Genomic DNA, 14,775 nt, shown 5'->3' with positions numbered 1-14,775 from the left:
TATCTCATGACCGCTATGCGGCTTAGTCTATTTCGTTTTGTGAGTTACGGCGGCGTAATTTTTTGACGATAGTCGGAATAACAGCAACAATGGCTAGGGCTGCAAATGCAAGCGTAATTTCCGTTGTAACAAGATCGGCAACACTTGCCTCCTGACCGGATTCCTGTGCGGCGATCAGAACACTTTCCACCCCTTGCCCCAAATAAGCATAGGCAAAAACGCCAGGCAGAATACCCAAGAAGGTCGCAGCCACATATGTGCGCAAGCTAACATTGAATAGCGCCGGCGCGATATTCATAATGAAGAACGGGAATACTGGCGCGATACGCAAAACAAGGAGATAGCTGAAAGCATCATTTTCAAAACCTTCAGCAAGATTTTTGACTCTGCCACCCACTTTCTCTTTCAGGAAATCACCAAAAGCCGTTTTAGCTGCTAGAAAAAGGGCTGTCGCGCCAAGTGTTGCCGAAACAGCCACAACAATACCGCCAACAAGCCAGCCAAACAAAAAGCCGCCAAATATGGTCAGGATTGAAGCCGCCGGGAATGAAAACGCCGTTGCAACGGCATAGAGTGCGCCGAATGACAATAATGAAATCGCAAAATTGGCTTCCACATAGGCGCTTAAAGCTTCTCTTTGTTCTGCCAGAAAGCTTAGACTAAAGTAATCATTCAGGCCGTAGGCGTAACCGATACCCAGCCCACCCAAGATAATGGCAACAGGCAAATAGCGTTTCCAGACGGCTGTTTTTGCCTGGGGCGATTCTACACTTTGTATATCGTCTGTTTTTTGGGTCATACTCATTGCTGTATCAGTCATTTCATAATTCCTGCAACGCACTTGCGTCGTGCTGCCATTTATCTTTTCTCTGAAATGCTGATTTTTGTGTTCAACAACAACCAACAAACCCGTGAAGCGAGTGTTATTGATTGAATCAGCGTTTCCCCTCACGGAAATGTGAGAAGGTTCTGCGGCCCGTCACCGTCAAGGAATTGAATGCAAATCCGTCAGATTGCATTGACATTCGGGTCTTGGTCGATCATAAGCCACCAACGATTGGGCTTAAGGGTCCGGCGGCAGCAAGTATTGCGCCTCTACCGGTCGATCTGGTCCTTCCAAGTAACAAGATTAGAGGTCATCGCTCAAGTGCGGTGAGATAGACATGTCAACGAAACGTACTTTTCAGCCTTCACGCCTTGTTCGCGCACGCCGTCATGGTTTCCGTTCGCGTATGGCAACTGCTGCCGGCCGCAATGTTTTGGCGCGTCGCCGCGCTAAAGGCCGTAAAAAGCTTTCTGCTTAATTTGTCTTACCGGCTTTGAGCAGCTTTAGGGCATGGCACAATCCGGAAAAGCAAAGAAAAATCTTCCTCACATGATGCGAAAGCGTGCTGAGTTTCTCAGCGCGCGCAATGGCGTTCGCGCCACCGCCAAAGCTTTGCGGTGCGAAGCACAGATTGTGGGTGAAAACCGCGATCATCCGCGCATCGGGTTCACCGTAACCAAGAAAAACGGTAATGCGGTAAAACGTAACCGCATCAAACGGCGTATGCGCGCTGCAATTCAAAGCGCAAAAAACCTAAAAATGCGCGACGGCAATAACTATGTGTTCATTGCAAAGCCGAACGCTTTAACGGTGCCATTTGTCACATTGCAGTCAGATATTGCTGACCTCATACGAAAATCCCACAAGCGGCTTGATGTTCGACCAGCCGCCCACAATGCGAAACCGGACGTGTAAACCATGGATAATAACCGCAATCTCTTTTTGACCATCGCACTGTCGGTTGGCATTCTGTCGCTTTGGCAGATTTTCTATGTCAATCCGCGCATTGAGGATCAGCGCCAAGCCGAGATTGCGCAGCAAGCCGCCAATCCGCAAACGTCCCCTTCCACCAGTCCATCAGGCGATATTCCTGTTGCAAATCCTTCCGGCAATGCTGCATCCAACGGTGATATACCGCAAGCTGGTTCGGATACTGCCGGTGCAGTGACTACGGATCGCGCTAGCGTTTTGGCCAGCAGCGAGCGCATCGCTATTGATACAGACCTGCTCAAAGGCTCGATCAATCTTAAAGGCGCACGCTTTGATGATTTGTCGCTTAAAAACTACCACGTCACGGTAGACAAAAGCTCCCCAATCGTTGACGTCTTGACACCTGCCGGTGCTGAACGTGCCTATATTGCCGAGTTTGGCTATGCTGGCTTTGAAGGGGCACCTGGCCCGAACACACAGTGGTCCGCGCCGGCAAATGCTACATTGACGCCTTCCTCACCGGTAACACTGACTTACGACGCGCCTAACGGATTGACATTTAACCGCACGATTGAGATCGACGATCAATATCTGTTCACGATTACTGATGCTGTTGAAAACACAGGTGCGGAAGCTGTTTCCATACAGAATTACGGCCGCACAACACGCTACTTCAAACCTGAAACCGCACCGATCTTTATCCTTCATGAAGGTATGGTTGGCGTCACCGGTGAACAAGGTTTGCTGGAGACGACTTTCGCAGAAATGGAAGATGAAGGGACAATCACACCGGATAAGTCGCAAGATGGCTGGCTTGGCATCACTGATAAATATTGGGCAACAGCTCTTATTCCTGGCGGCGGCGGTGCACAGACATCGTTCCAGCCGCGCTATTCTTATTTCACACAAGGCACGCCGCGATATCAGTCAGACTATCTAACCGATGCAATTTCTGTTGCGCCCGGTGCGACAACGACTGTTAAGTCGCAGCTTTTTGCCGGTGCGAAAAAGACAAGCATTATTGATGGCTACGAAGCCGACCAAGGTATCCGTCAGTTTGAGCTGATGATTGACTGGGGCTGGTTCCACTTCATCACGAAGCCGCTTTTCACCTACATCATGAACCCGCTGTATGAATTGATCGGCAACTTTGGTGTCGCGATTCTTCTAACAACGGTCATCGTAAAAGCTGTATTTTTCCCGCTTGCCAGCAAGTCATACAAGTCAATGGCGCGTATGAAAGTTGTCCAGCCAAAGATGCAGGAAATCAAAGAGAAATACGGTGACGATCGCGAAAAAATGCAAAAAGCGATGATGGAGCTGTACAAGAAAGAAAAGATCAATCCGGTTGCCGGTTGCTGGCCGATGCTGATCCAGATTCCTGTGTTCTTTGCGCTCTATAAAGTGATCTATATCACCATCGAGATGCGTCACGCGCCATTCTTCGGATGGATACAGGATTTGTCAGCGCCAGACCCATCAAGCATTTGGGAGTTGTTCGGGCTCATTCCATGGGGCGCAGCAGAAGTTCTGCCGGCCTTCGTGCTCTTGGGTGTATGGCCGCTTCTCATGGGCATTACGATGTTCATTCAAATGCAGATGAACCCTGCACCACCGGACCCCACGCAGCAGATGATTTTCCGCTGGATGCCGGTTGTCTTCACGTTCATGCTCTCAACCTTCCCGGCCGGACTAGTGATTTACTGGGCCTGGAACAACCTGCTTTCAATTATTCAGCAGGGCTACATCATGAAGAAGAACGGTGCTGAAATTGCTCTTGTTGATAATATCAAAGCAATGTTTGGCAAAGGTAGCGGCAGCGCAACCTAGCTTCTGACACACCAAACTTTCTTGAAAGGCTGCCCTATTGGGCGGCCTTTCTTGTTTTTGGCGCCGATTCATTTTATACAGCCGGAGAAACAGGAGTAAGTGCAGTGAACAATTAAGCTCTCTCCCGCGACAAGCGGGCAATTTGACATCTCAATTTCAAATGGAGCTTTATTATGCACGGCCCTAGCCCAGATACACTGTATCCGCTCGACGGATATCCACGCGCAGTATTCCTGAAAAACTTCATCACCAAACCCAATATCTGTATCGGCGATTATACCTATTATGATGACCCGACCGGCGCAGAGCGCTTTGAAGAAAACAATGTGCTGCACCATCATGATTTTTACGGCGACAAGCTGATCATCGGCAAATTTTGTGCGATTGCCACCGGAACTCAGTTCATCATGAATGGTGCCAACCACGCGATGAATGGCTTTTCAACCTATCCGTTCAATATTTTTGGTAACGGTTGGGAGCAAGGCTTTGACCCGAAAGTCTGGACCGAAGCAAGCCGGGGCGGCACTGTCATCGGCAATGATGTCTGGATCGGTATGGACTGCACAATCATGCCTGGCGTCAAGATTGGCGATGGAGCGATTATTGCATCCAAATCTGTCGTTACGCGCGATATCGCGCCCTATAGCATCGCAGGCGGCAATCCGGCAAAAATCATCAAACAAAGATTTGATGACAAAACCATTGAGACACTGGTCGATATTGCGTGGTGGGACTGGCCTGCGGCCCAAATCTCCCAGAATCTTGATGCAATTCGCGGCGGCGACCTTGATCTTTTACTCAAAGCGGCGAAAAGAGAAGCATGACCAACGAAACCGAACTATCCCGCCAAGCGGTTGATGCCGCCTTGAAAGCCCACGGAAACTGGGCTTTCGTTAAAGGTGTTCCGTCCATGGAGTTTTTACCGCCGCTCGGCCCGCCCGAGATCGCGTTTGCGGGCCGTTCCAATGTTGGCAAATCCTCACTCATCAATGCCTTAACAGGTAAAAACGGCTTGGCGCGTACATCCAATACGCCGGGGCGTACACAAGAGTTAAACTTTTTTGTTCCGGAAGGTTTTTCCGGCGCAATGGATAACCTGCCGCCATTGGCAATTGTTGATATGCCCGGTTACGGTTATGCGAAAGCACCAATTGAAATGGTCGAAAGATGGACCGAACTGGTGTTTGAATATATGCGCGGGCGGGTCACGCTCAAACGAATATTCCTGCTCATTGATGCGCGCCATGGCGTCAAGCAAAACGATCTTGATGCGATGAAGCTCATGGATAAGGCAGCGATGTCTTACCAACTGGTCCTGACCAAGACAGACAAGATTAAAGCGCCGGCAATTCCGCGGATGATTGATGAAACGCTCGACAAGATCAAGAAGAGTCCCGCGGCCTACCCGGAAGTCATAGCAACTTCGTCGGAGAAATCCCGTGGTCTGGATGATCTGCGTGAAGCCATAGCCAAAGCAATCAATCCATAGCGCTGGACGGGTAGGACGAACACCGCTATGCAATTTCCCGAAACATTATCGGATATTTCTCATGACTGAACTCAGCGCACCGGAATTCGAAGCAGCCGTTCTGGCAAAAGCATTGCCATTCATGCAGCGCTATGAGAACCGGACGATTGTGGTCAAATATGGCGGTCATGCCATGGGCGATGCCACGCTTGGAAAAGCCTTCGCACAGGACATCGCACTGCTCAAACAATCCGGCGTTAATCCCGTTGTGGTTCATGGCGGCGGACCTCAAATTGGCAAAATGCTCGACAAGATGGGCATAGAGTCGAAATTTGAAGGAGGCTTGCGCGTTACGGATCAGGCCACTGTCGAAATTGTTGAGATGGTGCTCGCCGGTTCAATCAACAAAGAGATCGTGCAATTGATCAACGAGGCCGGCGAATGGGCGATTGGCCTTTGCGGCAAAGACGGCAATATGGTTTTTGCCGAAAAAGCCAAGAAAACAATCGTCGATCCTGACAGCAATATTGAACGCGTGCTCGATCTTGGCTTTGTTGGCGAACCATCCGAAATTGACCACACATTGCTCAACCTGCTTGCCAAGTCAGAAATGATCCCTGTCATTGCACCTGTAGCGCCCGGCCGCGACGGCAACACATATAATATCAACGCCGATACTTTTGCCGGGGCTATAGCCGGTTCAGCACACGCCAAACGGCTCCTGTTCCTGACCGATGTTCCTGGTGTTCTAGACAAACAGGGCAAGCTGATAAAAGAGCTTACCGTCAGCGAAGCTGAAACCCTCATCAAGGATGGTACGGCAACCGGCGGCATGATCCCGAAGATTGAGAACTGTATCCACGCCATTAAAGAAGGTGTTGAGGGTGTGGTGATATTAAACGGCAAAGTTCCCCATGCCGTTCTTTTAGAGCTATTTACCGAGCATGGCGCCGGTACGCTCATTGTGCCGTAAAGTTTCTTACTCGGATTTAGCCATTAGATATTGACGTACAGCATCCTGCACATGCCGGAAGCGGTCTCCGCCGAGGTGCTTTCCGCCATACCAACGGGTCACGACAATGATGTGGTTATGCACTTCCTCACGCTCCAGCATGCGTAAAATAACCATGCCTGCACCGCTTTCACCATCATCATTTTTCACAGGCCCGTCATCGCAAATCAGCCCCCAGCTATTATGCGTTGCTTTCGCGAATTTCTTGTTTCGCTTTAACTGAGCGATAAAATCCTTTGCCTCATCAGCAGACCGGCATTTTCCGCCAGAAACTGCATATTTAGAACCGCGATCTGTAATGATATTTTCTAGTATTTTCAAAATAGCCCTAACTAGAGCATTTGCCGGTTAACTCATCAGCGCAAGCACGAGTACGCCGCACACGATCAGCAAACACCCGATAATTTCACGCTTGTTCATGCGTTCTTTAAACACAAAATAAGATGTCGCAAATGCGAACAGCATTTCTATCTGCGCAACAGCTTTTACCGCAGCAGCCTGTTCAAGCGTCATGGCAGTAAACCAGCCAAAGGACGCCAGTGCTCCTACAAAACCAACCATGAGGCTGGTTTTCCACTTAATTGCAATTCGTTTGAAATCAGCAGGGTCTTTGATCGCAATCCATGAAGCCATGATCGCCGCTTGAAGTGTAATCGCGATGCAAAGTGTCACGCCTCCCTGAACAAGAAAATTAGGACCGCCAAGTGAAAGGGAAGCTCCCCGAAACGAGACCGCTGCGAGCCCAAACATCGCCGCAGACGCCAATCCGACTTGCGCTTCTCGCTTGGTGACAGCAGAGGCAAGCGACCAAATGCCAACATGGGCATGGGCCATTGTGATCATCATAACGCCGACAACTGAAACAAAAACAGCAGTGACCAGCGGCAATGTCGGCGTTTCAAATAGCAATACAAAGCCAAATATTGCCGCGAGCACCGGCTCCACACGAATGTAAGCTGAACCGACGGCAAAGTTTCTCATCGTGAAAAGCATGATGAGCAAAGCTTGTGCCCCAATTTGCGCCAAAGCAGCAACAATGATCCAGCCCCAAAAGTCACTTTCAATGACTGGTAACTCACTGTCTGTCGCAAGCAACGCAAAGCCCAGAAAAGCCATGGCGAAGGGGACACCGAAACCAAAGCGTACAAAAGTTGCGCCGGCTGTACCCATTTGCTCACGCAGATGTTTTTGCAAGCCGGACCGGATATTCTGCACAAAGGCAGCGGCGATGGTAATGAGAATCCAAATTTCCATGGCTGCTTATTGATGGCACATAAAAATTTGGCAATAGGCGCATGGCATTTTGCCATTACCGTGCCATATAGGAGGAATGATAAAGACAACGAAAACCGCAAGCCCTGAAGATTTTGCCCACATTACCGAGTGGGTTTTTGATCTTGATAATACGCTCTACCCGCACCACACGAATCTGTTTTCACAGATCGATGTGAAGATGACAGAGTATGTTTCAAACATCCTGCAACTGCCGAAGGATGAAGCGCGCGCACTGCAAAAAAAATATTATCTTGAATATGGCACCACCCTGCGCGGCCTTATGGCAAATTACCAAGTTTCAGCCGATGAGTTTCTCAATTATGTCCATGACATAGATTATTCATGGCTTGATCCAAACCCTGCCCTTGGAGAAGCCATAAAAGCACTGCCGGGCCGCAAGTTGATTTTCACCAATGGTGATACCAAACATGCTGAAAATACGGCAAGGCAGCTTGGAATACTTGATCATTTTGATGAAATATTTGATGTGGTTGCAGCTAATCTCGTGCCAAAGCCGGCGCGCGAAACTTATGATAAATTCAAAGCTCTTCACCGCGTGGATACGCAAAAAGCGGCGATGTTTGAAGATCTTGCAAGGAACCTAGAAGTGCCGAAAGAGATGGGCATGAAAACCATTCTCATTGTTCCCAATAATTTCGAGCCAACATTCTCTGAGCATTGGGAGCATGATGGCGCCACAGATTACGTTGATTATTCAACGGACGATCTCACACAGTTTCTGACCGCAATCACGCGGTAGGTGAGGCCGACCAGAAAAGCGGGGTGCTATTCTGGTCGAAATTGGCTGACGGAGGATTATCCGCTGCTACGTGCCCGTTTAGAACGTTCACTGATATCAACCAATCCATGGCCTTTGACTTTGTTGGCTTTATGCTTCTCGGGCGACTTATCAACGAGATTGCGCTTGGTATCATTACCTTCCTCGGAACGGCGTCTTTCTGCCCGAACATCACGTTTTTGATGCGAAGGTATGAGCTCGTCATACGTTTCTGATACTTCTGACTGTTGCTGACTAATCTTTTCGGATGACATAATTCACTCCTTTAAAAACAGAAACGGCCAACTAAGTTGAAGGTTCCACTTCGCTCTCAAGTTCGTAATATTTTGCAATTATGCTCCATGCCTCTTCAGCCGTATCGACAACATGAAAAAGATCCGGGTCATCGGGAGAAATAGTTCCCTGCTCGGCCAGGAACTGCAGATTGATCGCGCTATCCCAGAACGACTTGCCAAAAAGAATAAAAGGTACTTTTTCCATTCGGCCGGTTTGGATCAATGTCAGCGCTTCAAACATTTCGTCCATTGTGCCGAACCCGCCAGGAAAGACGGTTATTGCTTTTGCACGTAAAAGGAAGTGCATTTTGCGAATCGCAAAATAATGGAAATTAAGGCTGAGTTCAGGCGTCACATATTCGTTGGGTGCCTGTTCGTGCGGCAACACAATATTCAAACCGATAGACGGTGCACCAACGTCATGTGCACCGCGGTTCCCCGCTTCCATAACGCCCGGCCCGCCGCCGGTAACGACAACCATTTCACTGTAATCTGTCGTTGCTGAATGCTCAGAACAAAGGCGCGCGAAACTGCGTGCCTCGTCGTAATATTCCGCATTTGCTTCCAGATTTTTTTTCTGGATTTCGTTTTTGGCAGCCCATGCAGCACCGCCTGGCTCCGGAATACGTGCTCCGCCGAACATAACCACTGTCGATTTGATGCCTGCCTCTTCCAGAACCATTTCGGGTTTCAACAATTCCAACTGAAGGCGGACCGGACGCAACTCTTCACGGCACAAAAACTCTGCATCATCAAACGCAAGGCGATAAGCAGGAGAACGCGTCTGCGGCGTATCCGGCACTTCTTTTGCCCGAAGACGGTCCACATGTGAGCCCGTAATCGGATCCCAGACATTATCTTTGCGCTTAATCACCATTATTACCCCTGTTTCGAATATCCAGTGCTCGTTTTCGTTGATTTTCAACGACGCATTGAATACCAATCGCCCATCTTGTTTTTTAAGGCTTGCTCAGCTTGCCCTTTAAAACCTTAACAGCTCACATGCACGTGAAAAGTAAAATGGAAGTTACAATGTCCGATTCAGAACACAGCGCCTTGGAAAAAACCATTGAAGCCGCATTTGATGCGCGCGACGAAGTCAATGTAAACACACAAGGTGACATTCGCGATGCCGTCAACAAAGCGATGAACCTGCTGGATAGCGGACAAGCCCGCGTTGCATCACGCGGCGAAGATGGCAACTGGAATGTGCATCAGTGGCTAAAAAAAGCTGTGCTTCTTTCCTTTCGCTTAAATGACATGGAAGTCATTATGGGTGGCAATGGTCAATCAACATGGTGGGATAAAGTGCCGTCCAAGTTTGAAGGATGGGGCGACAACCAGTTCCGTGCGGCAGGCTTCCGCGCCGTTCCCGGCTCTATCGTTCGCCGCGGCTCTTTTGTGGGCAAAAACGTTGTTCTTATGCCGTCTTTTGTGAACCTTGGCGCCTATGTTGACGAGGGTTCAATGGTCGATGGTTGGGCAACGGTTGGCTCGTGTGCGCAAATCGGCAAGAATGTTCACCTTTCAGGCGGTGTTGGTATCGGCGGCGTGTTGGAACCGCTTCAAGCCGGCCCGACAATCATTGAAGATAATTGTTTTATCGGCGCACGCTCCGAAGTTGTCGAAGGCTGTATCATACGCGAAGGCTCTGTGCTTGGCATGGGTGTTTATATTGGCCAGTCAACCAAGATCGTGAACCGGGCTACCGGTGGAATTTCCTATGGTGAAGTGCCGCCATATTCAGTTGTCGTCGCCGGCACAATGCCAGGCAAAGACATGCCGAACGGTGAGCCGGGCCCAAGCCTTTACTGTGCTGTGATCGTTAAGACTGTGGATGAGAAAACTCGTTCCAAAACAGGCATCAATGAACTTTTAAGGGACTGATCAAAATGGGTGACCTTCTCTTTTCTTTTGTTGGGCGCATGAAGCGTATTCAATACGCGATCAACATCATCTGCGTGATACTCGCCGCAGTTGCCGTTTTCGCTGTTCAACAAAGAATGGGAGATTGGAAATTCGCCAGTATTATTACGACGACAATTTCCGTTGTTCCTGCGATCATCTATTTAGCAGGAACAACAAGACGCTTTAAAGATCGCGGCCGTCATCCCTTAATTGGATTTCTTTTATACTATGTCCTGCCCACCGGAATTCTGTTCGGTGCACAACAAGCGTTGGGCGAGGCTCCGCTTATTAATCCTGAAACATTTGCCGAAGATGTGAAAGCGATAATAGCGCAAACAAGCTGGTCCAGTGAAGATATGATCCGGTGGGTATCAATTGGTCTGGCCGCATTATTGATACTTATGGGACAGGTCAGTTTATTCTTGGGGCCGGGGGCAAAAAAAGCTACCGTGTTCGATAATGAAGTATTGACTACATAGAATTTGGGCTCCGCCATGAACAACAGCGATCATCCACTTTCCGTTAAATGGCTGCTTTTCAGTTTTCGTGGTCGTATCGGACGCAAGTCGTTCCTGCTGGCAGCGTTATTCCTGATCCTGGTACAACTGGCTTTGCTGAGCTTCACTGTTTCCCTATTTGGTGACGGCAATTCAGATGATAGCAATCATGCAAGTGCGGCCCTGTTTGGTTTGCTTTTGATGGCCTCATGGGTCGTTATGGCTTTTTCTCTATTGGCTTTGGCGATTAAACGCCTTCACGACTTGAGTTTACCGCCCATATTGGGTGTGACGCTGCTCATTCCGGGAATCGCCTTTTTTGCATGGTTGTTCCTTGCTGTCGCACCGTCCAGACAGGAAACAAACAAGCATGGACCAGTGCCATTTCCGCGCAATTGAAATCTTGCGATTGACGCACATTCCCCGCGCCTTTACATCCATCGCATGACCCAAAACACGACCGATCCAGCCGCCGTTCTTGCAACGCTTATTCAATGCCCGTCCGTTACGCCTGACGAGGGCGGCGCTTTATCCGCATTGACCGATATGCTTTCACCGATGGGTTTTTCGGTTGAACGTCCCGTGTTTAGCGATCAAGACACACCTAACGTTGAAAATCTCTATGCGCGTCTCTCAGGCAATGGCCCGCATCTAATGTTTGCCGGCCACACAGATGTTGTGCCGGTTGGCGATGAAGCCGCATGGACCCACCCGCCCTTCAGTGCAGCTATAAAAGACGGCATGATGTATGGCCGCGGTGCTGTCGACATGAAAGGAGGGATTGCGTGTTTTGTGGCCGCACTTGCTCGATATATTGAAGAAAACGGAAAACCTTCAGGCTCAATTTCTTTTTTGATTACCGGCGATGAAGAAGGCCCGGCAATCAACGGGTCAAAAAAGCTTCTCGAATGGGCTGCATCGAAAGGCGAAACGTGGGACGGCTGTATATTAGGAGAGCCAACGAATCCCGATGCCATGGGCGATATGATGAAAATCGGCCGTCGCGGCTCACTGTCAGGCACTTTGGTTGTCAACGGTATTCAGGGGCATACTGCCTATCCGCATCTGGCAGACAATCCGACCCGTAGCCTCGTTGCCATGCTTGATGCACTTCTTCATCCGGCCTTTGATGAAGGCACGGATAATTTTCAGCCAAGTAATCTTGAAGTCAACATTCTGGATATTGTTGGCGGTGCGGTCAATGTCATACCGGCCAAGGCAAGTGCTGTCTTTAATATACGGTTTAACGACACTTGGAGTGTTGAGACGCTCAAAGCCGAAATTAATCGTCGTCTGGACAAAGCCGCTAAGGACAGAAAACTGCGCCCGACAAAATCCAATGACAGCGTTTTCGAAATCGAATGGCGTGAGCAGCCGAGCCATGTTTTCCTGACGCGCGATGACGCGCTCATCGACACATTGGGTAAAAGCGTTGAAGCCGTTACCGGCCGTTTCCCTGAACAATCAACAACCGGCGGCACATCTGATGCACGCTTTATCAAAGATTATTGCCCGGTAATCGAGTTCGGGCTGGTAGGTCAGACAATGCATAAAGTCGACGAATGCGTAGCGCTTGATGATCTGGAGACCTTAACGCGCATATATGAGCAGTTTATAGGTGACTGGTTTGCCGCCGCTGCTGACAAGGCTAAATAATGGTCAGTCTGGATTACGCCTTTTATCATATTGAACGCGTGCTTCGCATCATGCGCGGTGACGCAAGTGCGCTTGATGAAATGGATATTTCAACAGATGGCTTCTGGCGGTCGTTCAATGCCATTTTACTTTCACTGCCCGCACTCTTTTTCATGTGGGTGGAAAGTGCTCAGGAACTTCTCTCGCACGGGTCTGATTTGCAGATGTGGCAAATCTTTATGCGCAGAATACCGCTTGATCTTGTGTCCTGGGTATTGCCGTTCGCGTTCTATCCGTTCATTCTACACCTGCTTAACCGCAAGTCCCGCTATTCGCATCTGGTTATAGCGTTGAATTGGTCGTATTTAGTCCTTTACTATGTGTTTGCAGCGGTAATATTCATCTCGTTTTTATTACCAAAAACAGAAGCCATCTCGATCGTTATAGGCTTTCTGATGTTCGCAGTTCTGATTGCGTCCATTATCTTTCTGACCCAAGTGGTCAAGGTCGGCCTTAACGCTTCAGCCGGATTTGCTGTAGCGTTTATTATCGCCGAGATCATTGTGGTCTATACGCTGGTGTATAATGTCGAGAGCTTGCTTGGCCTTCACATTCCAACCTTGTCTCAATCGTAATCAACCTGTGTAAGATAAAGACCGCATGATGGTGCTAGCGCTCCGCAGCGTTGGTGGTCTTTAGCCTCAAGCGCCGCGACCAAATCATCGGACGACCATTTACTTTCGCCAACCAGTTTTAGCGCGCCGACCATGGAACGCACCTGATTGTGTAAAAAGCTACGCGCATAAACCTCAAAGAAAATGTCACTTCCTTGCCGCGCGACATCCAGTTTATCCAGCGTCTTGACCGGCGATTGCGCCTGACACTGCGCTGCTCTGAAGGTTGTAAAATCATGCGTACCGAGCAGATTTTGCGCGGCATCATGCATCGCCTTTTCATCAAGGTGGCGCCGTACCCACCACCCGCGATTGCGTGCAAGGGCAACGGGTGTTTCCTGATTGATAATCCGGTAGCGGTAATGCCTTGCTTTTGCTGAGAACCGTGCGTGAAATTCCTCAGTCACTTTTTCAGCCGACATAATGGAAACCGGCTCACCGTTCTGCAGCAAATAGGAATTGATAGCATCCCGCACTGTTTTTTCCGGCCAGTCTTTCGTCAGATCAGCATGGCAAACCTGACCAAGGCCGTGAACACCTGCATCCGTGCGCCCCGCAACCTGCATTGTAATATCTTCCTGACAGAACCGTGCAATCGCTTCTTCGATTGCCGTTTGAACACCGCGCCCGTTTTTCTGGCGCTGCCAGCCTACATAAGGCGTGCCATCATATTCAACGGTGAGTTTATAACGCGGCATTTAACGCACGCCTTCAACCGGAGCGCCGCGCAAAAACTCTTCGGCTGACATTGCTTTTGACCCGGCTTTTTGCAGGCGCGTTATCACAACCGCCCCAGATGAACAGCCGACGACAAGACCGCGATCGTCCGGTGACATTTCAGCCTTGTTGAAAGTTGCCGCTTGATCGACCAAGCTACGCAAGAGCTTCACACGTTCCCATTTGCCGCCAATATTCATTTCACACCAAGCGCCTGGAAATGGCGCCAATCCGCGTATGCGATTATGGGTCGTTTTCGCGTCGAGTGAAAAATCAACGCGTGCTTCTGTTTTGTCGATCTTGGCAGCGTATTCTACGCCTTCTTTTGGCTGTTCTTGCAATTGCAAACTATCGCGCTCAAGCGCTGCCATCGCCCGCGCCATGAGATCAGCGCCCAAAATAGAAAGCGTATCATGCAGTTCACCGGCGGTGACATTCTCACCAATGGCAACACGCTCGCCCATGGCAATATCACCGGTATCAAGCCCTTTATCCATTTTCATAATCATCATGCCTGTATGGCTGTCGCCAGCCATAATCGCACGCTGGATAGGCGCGGCACCGCGCCAGCGCGGCAACAGCGAGGCATGGCCGTTATAACAGCCGTGCTTGGTGCCGGACAAAATAGCTTCCGGCAAAAGCAGCCCGTAAGCAACAACAACGGCCACATCGGCATCCAGATCTGCAAATGCCTGCGCCTGCTCGTCACTCTTTAATGAGGTCGGTGTCCGCACTTCGATGCCAAGCTTTTCAGCCGCTTCATGAACGGGTGTTTTTTTTAGCTCAAGTCCACGGCGGCCAGCGGGGCGCGGCGGCTGTGAATAGCAGGCGACAATTTCATGGCCATGCTCAATCAAAGCCATCAGCGTCGGAACAGAAAAGTCCGGCGTACCCATAAAGATAATTCGCATAACGCGCACTTCCGCTTT

Annotated in this window: 19 protein-coding genes; 12 read left to right on the top strand and 7 right to left on the bottom strand. The window is 49.6% G+C overall.

What is annotated here, in order from left to right:
* Positions 1-22: 22 nt before the first annotated feature.
* On the bottom strand, positions 23-820 hold the full coding sequence (locus tag SU32_RS13020; protein ID WP_053999852.1) for a TVP38/TMEM64 family protein: 798 nt from the start codon (positions 818-820) through the stop codon (positions 23-25).
* Between the two features lie 343 nt (positions 821-1,163).
* Here SU32_RS13020 and rpmH point away from each other — a divergent pair, with 343 nt between their 5' ends.
* The 6 genes from rpmH to argB all read left to right on the top strand — a co-directional run bounded on the left by rpmH (position 1,164) and on the right by argB (position 6,027).
* Positions 1,164-1,304, top strand: coding sequence for a 50S ribosomal protein L34 (rpmH, locus tag SU32_RS13015; protein WP_018688788.1), 141 nt, complete (start codon positions 1,164-1,166; stop codon positions 1,302-1,304).
* A gap of 32 nt (positions 1,305-1,336) precedes the next feature.
* Positions 1,337-1,741, top strand: a complete 405-nt coding sequence (rnpA, locus tag SU32_RS13010) for a ribonuclease P protein component (RefSeq protein ID WP_053999815.1) — start codon at positions 1,337-1,339, stop codon at positions 1,739-1,741.
* 3 nt (positions 1,742-1,744) lie between these two features.
* A complete protein-coding gene (gene yidC, locus SU32_RS13005) occupies positions 1,745-3,586 on the top strand; it encodes a membrane protein insertase YidC (protein WP_053999814.1) in 1,842 nt (613 codons plus the stop codon).
* Between the two features lie 173 nt (positions 3,587-3,759).
* Positions 3,760-4,410: a CatB-related O-acetyltransferase gene (locus tag SU32_RS13000; RefSeq protein WP_053999813.1), complete on the top strand. Its 651-nt coding sequence runs from the start codon at positions 3,760-3,762 to the stop codon at positions 4,408-4,410.
* Complete coding sequence (gene yihA, locus SU32_RS12995) at positions 4,407-5,075, top strand: ribosome biogenesis GTP-binding protein YihA/YsxC (protein ID WP_082376740.1); 669 nt, start codon at positions 4,407-4,409, stop codon at positions 5,073-5,075. The genes SU32_RS13000 and yihA overlap by 4 nt, the downstream gene beginning before the upstream one ends.
* Positions 5,076-5,136: 61 nt before the next feature.
* The gene (gene argB / locus SU32_RS12990) at positions 5,137-6,027 is read left to right on the top strand and encodes an acetylglutamate kinase (protein ID WP_053999812.1); all 891 of its coding nucleotides are present in this window, start codon (positions 5,137-5,139) and stop codon (positions 6,025-6,027) included.
* A 6-nt stretch (positions 6,028-6,033) separates the two neighbouring features.
* On the opposite strand, the gene SU32_RS12985 is transcribed toward argB, so the two are convergent.
* Together SU32_RS12985 and SU32_RS12980 are read right to left on the bottom strand one after the other, a co-directional pair.
* A complete protein-coding gene (locus SU32_RS12985) occupies positions 6,034-6,387 on the bottom strand; it encodes a YigZ family protein (protein WP_053999811.1) in 354 nt (117 codons plus the stop codon).
* Between the two features lie 27 nt (positions 6,388-6,414).
* Positions 6,415-7,320, bottom strand: a complete 906-nt coding sequence (locus SU32_RS12980) for a DMT family transporter (RefSeq protein ID WP_053999810.1) — start codon at positions 7,318-7,320, stop codon at positions 6,415-6,417.
* A gap of 76 nt (positions 7,321-7,396) precedes the next feature.
* Between SU32_RS12980 and SU32_RS12975 the strand changes: the two genes are divergently transcribed.
* A complete protein-coding gene (locus SU32_RS12975; RefSeq protein WP_053999809.1) occupies positions 7,397-8,101 on the top strand; it encodes a pyrimidine 5'-nucleotidase in 705 nt (234 codons plus the stop codon).
* Between the two features lie 56 nt (positions 8,102-8,157).
* Here SU32_RS12975 and SU32_RS12970 read toward each other — a convergent pair whose 3' ends face one another.
* Both SU32_RS12970 and SU32_RS12965 read right to left on the bottom strand, forming a co-directional pair.
* The gene (locus tag SU32_RS12970) at positions 8,158-8,394 is read right to left on the bottom strand and encodes a hypothetical protein (RefSeq protein ID WP_053999808.1); all 237 of its coding nucleotides are present in this window, start codon (positions 8,392-8,394) and stop codon (positions 8,158-8,160) included.
* 31 nt (positions 8,395-8,425) lie between these two features.
* Positions 8,426-9,292 carry an LOG family protein gene (locus SU32_RS12965; RefSeq protein ID WP_144421134.1) on the bottom strand — a complete coding sequence of 289 codons (867 nt, stop codon included), beginning with the start codon at positions 9,290-9,292 and terminating at the stop codon, positions 8,426-8,428.
* A 155-nt stretch (positions 9,293-9,447) separates the two neighbouring features.
* On the opposite strand from SU32_RS12965, the gene dapD reads away from it, so the two are divergent.
* Genes dapD through SU32_RS12940 form a run of 5 tightly spaced genes read left to right on the top strand, consistent with a single transcriptional unit; the run spans position 9,448 to position 13,090 of the window.
* On the top strand, positions 9,448-10,302 hold the full coding sequence (gene dapD, locus SU32_RS12960) for a 2,3,4,5-tetrahydropyridine-2,6-dicarboxylate N-succinyltransferase (RefSeq protein WP_053999849.1): 855 nt from the start codon (positions 9,448-9,450) through the stop codon (positions 10,300-10,302).
* A 5-nt stretch (positions 10,303-10,307) separates the two neighbouring features.
* Complete coding sequence (locus SU32_RS12955; RefSeq protein WP_053999807.1) at positions 10,308-10,802, top strand: DUF805 domain-containing protein; 495 nt, start codon at positions 10,308-10,310, stop codon at positions 10,800-10,802.
* A gap of 15 nt (positions 10,803-10,817) precedes the next feature.
* The gene (locus SU32_RS12950) at positions 10,818-11,219 is read left to right on the top strand and encodes a DUF805 domain-containing protein (RefSeq protein ID WP_053999806.1); all 402 of its coding nucleotides are present in this window, start codon (positions 10,818-10,820) and stop codon (positions 11,217-11,219) included.
* Positions 11,220-11,264: 45 nt separating this feature from the next.
* Positions 11,265-12,476, top strand: a complete 1,212-nt coding sequence (dapE, locus tag SU32_RS12945; RefSeq protein WP_053999805.1) for a succinyl-diaminopimelate desuccinylase — start codon at positions 11,265-11,267, stop codon at positions 12,474-12,476.
* Complete coding sequence (locus SU32_RS12940; protein WP_053999804.1) at positions 12,476-13,090, top strand: hypothetical protein; 615 nt, start codon at positions 12,476-12,478, stop codon at positions 13,088-13,090. The genes dapE and SU32_RS12940 overlap by 1 nt, the downstream gene beginning before the upstream one ends.
* On the opposite strand, the gene truA is transcribed toward SU32_RS12940, so the two are convergent.
* Together truA and fmt are read right to left on the bottom strand one after the other, a co-directional pair.
* The gene (truA, locus tag SU32_RS12935; protein ID WP_053999803.1) at positions 13,081-13,827 is read right to left on the bottom strand and encodes a tRNA pseudouridine(38-40) synthase TruA; all 747 of its coding nucleotides are present in this window, start codon (positions 13,825-13,827) and stop codon (positions 13,081-13,083) included. The two genes, SU32_RS12940 and truA, sit on opposite strands and share 10 nt — an antisense overlap.
* On the bottom strand, positions 13,828-14,757 hold the full coding sequence (gene fmt / locus SU32_RS12930) for a methionyl-tRNA formyltransferase (RefSeq protein WP_053999802.1): 930 nt from the start codon (positions 14,755-14,757) through the stop codon (positions 13,828-13,830).
* Positions 14,758-14,775 lie beyond the last annotated feature (18 nt).

The organism is Ahrensia marina (assembly GCF_001293565.1).
GTDB lineage: Bacteria > Pseudomonadota > Alphaproteobacteria > Rhizobiales > Rhizobiaceae > Ahrensia > Ahrensia marina.
The sequence above is the reverse complement of the archived record's forward strand: the minus strand, read 5'-3'. Positions and strand labels throughout refer to the sequence as shown.

Bases quoted from the DNA above. Each gene is read 5' to 3' on its own strand.
- dapE (WP_053999805.1), top strand. From the start codon at position 11,265: ATGACCCAAAACACGACCGATCCAGCCGCCGTTCTTGCAACGCTTATT.
- SU32_RS13000 (WP_053999813.1), top strand. From the start codon at position 3,760: ATGCACGGCCCTAGCCCAGATACACTGTATCCGCTCGACGGATATCCA.
- fmt (WP_053999802.1), bottom strand. From the start codon at position 14,757: ATGCGAATTATCTTTATGGGTACGCCGGACTTTTCTGTTCCGACGCTG.
- SU32_RS12975 (WP_053999809.1), top strand. From the start codon at position 7,397: ATGATAAAGACAACGAAAACCGCAAGCCCTGAAGATTTTGCCCACATT.
- SU32_RS12950 (WP_053999806.1), top strand. From the start codon at position 10,818: ATGAACAACAGCGATCATCCACTTTCCGTTAAATGGCTGCTTTTCAGT.
- SU32_RS13020 (WP_053999852.1), bottom strand. From the start codon at position 820: ATGACTGATACAGCAATGAGTATGACCCAAAAAACAGACGATATACAA.
- rnpA (WP_053999815.1), top strand. From the start codon at position 1,337: ATGGCACAATCCGGAAAAGCAAAGAAAAATCTTCCTCACATGATGCGA.
- yidC (WP_053999814.1), top strand. From the start codon at position 1,745: ATGGATAATAACCGCAATCTCTTTTTGACCATCGCACTGTCGGTTGGC.
- argB (WP_053999812.1), top strand. From the start codon at position 5,137: ATGACTGAACTCAGCGCACCGGAATTCGAAGCAGCCGTTCTGGCAAAA.
- SU32_RS12965 (WP_144421134.1), bottom strand. From the start codon at position 9,292: ATGGTGATTAAGCGCAAAGATAATGTCTGGGATCCGATTACGGGCTCA.
- SU32_RS12980 (WP_053999810.1), bottom strand. From the start codon at position 7,320: ATGGAAATTTGGATTCTCATTACCATCGCCGCTGCCTTTGTGCAGAAT.
- yihA (WP_082376740.1), top strand. From the start codon at position 4,407: ATGACCAACGAAACCGAACTATCCCGCCAAGCGGTTGATGCCGCCTTG.
- SU32_RS12970 (WP_053999808.1), bottom strand. From the start codon at position 8,394: ATGTCATCCGAAAAGATTAGTCAGCAACAGTCAGAAGTATCAGAAACG.
- rpmH (WP_018688788.1), top strand. From the start codon at position 1,164: ATGTCAACGAAACGTACTTTTCAGCCTTCACGCCTTGTTCGCGCACGC.
- dapD (WP_053999849.1), top strand. From the start codon at position 9,448: ATGTCCGATTCAGAACACAGCGCCTTGGAAAAAACCATTGAAGCCGCA.
- SU32_RS12940 (WP_053999804.1), top strand. From the start codon at position 12,476: ATGGTCAGTCTGGATTACGCCTTTTATCATATTGAACGCGTGCTTCGC.
- SU32_RS12955 (WP_053999807.1), top strand. From the start codon at position 10,308: ATGGGTGACCTTCTCTTTTCTTTTGTTGGGCGCATGAAGCGTATTCAA.
- truA (WP_053999803.1), bottom strand. From the start codon at position 13,827: ATGCCGCGTTATAAACTCACCGTTGAATATGATGGCACGCCTTATGTA.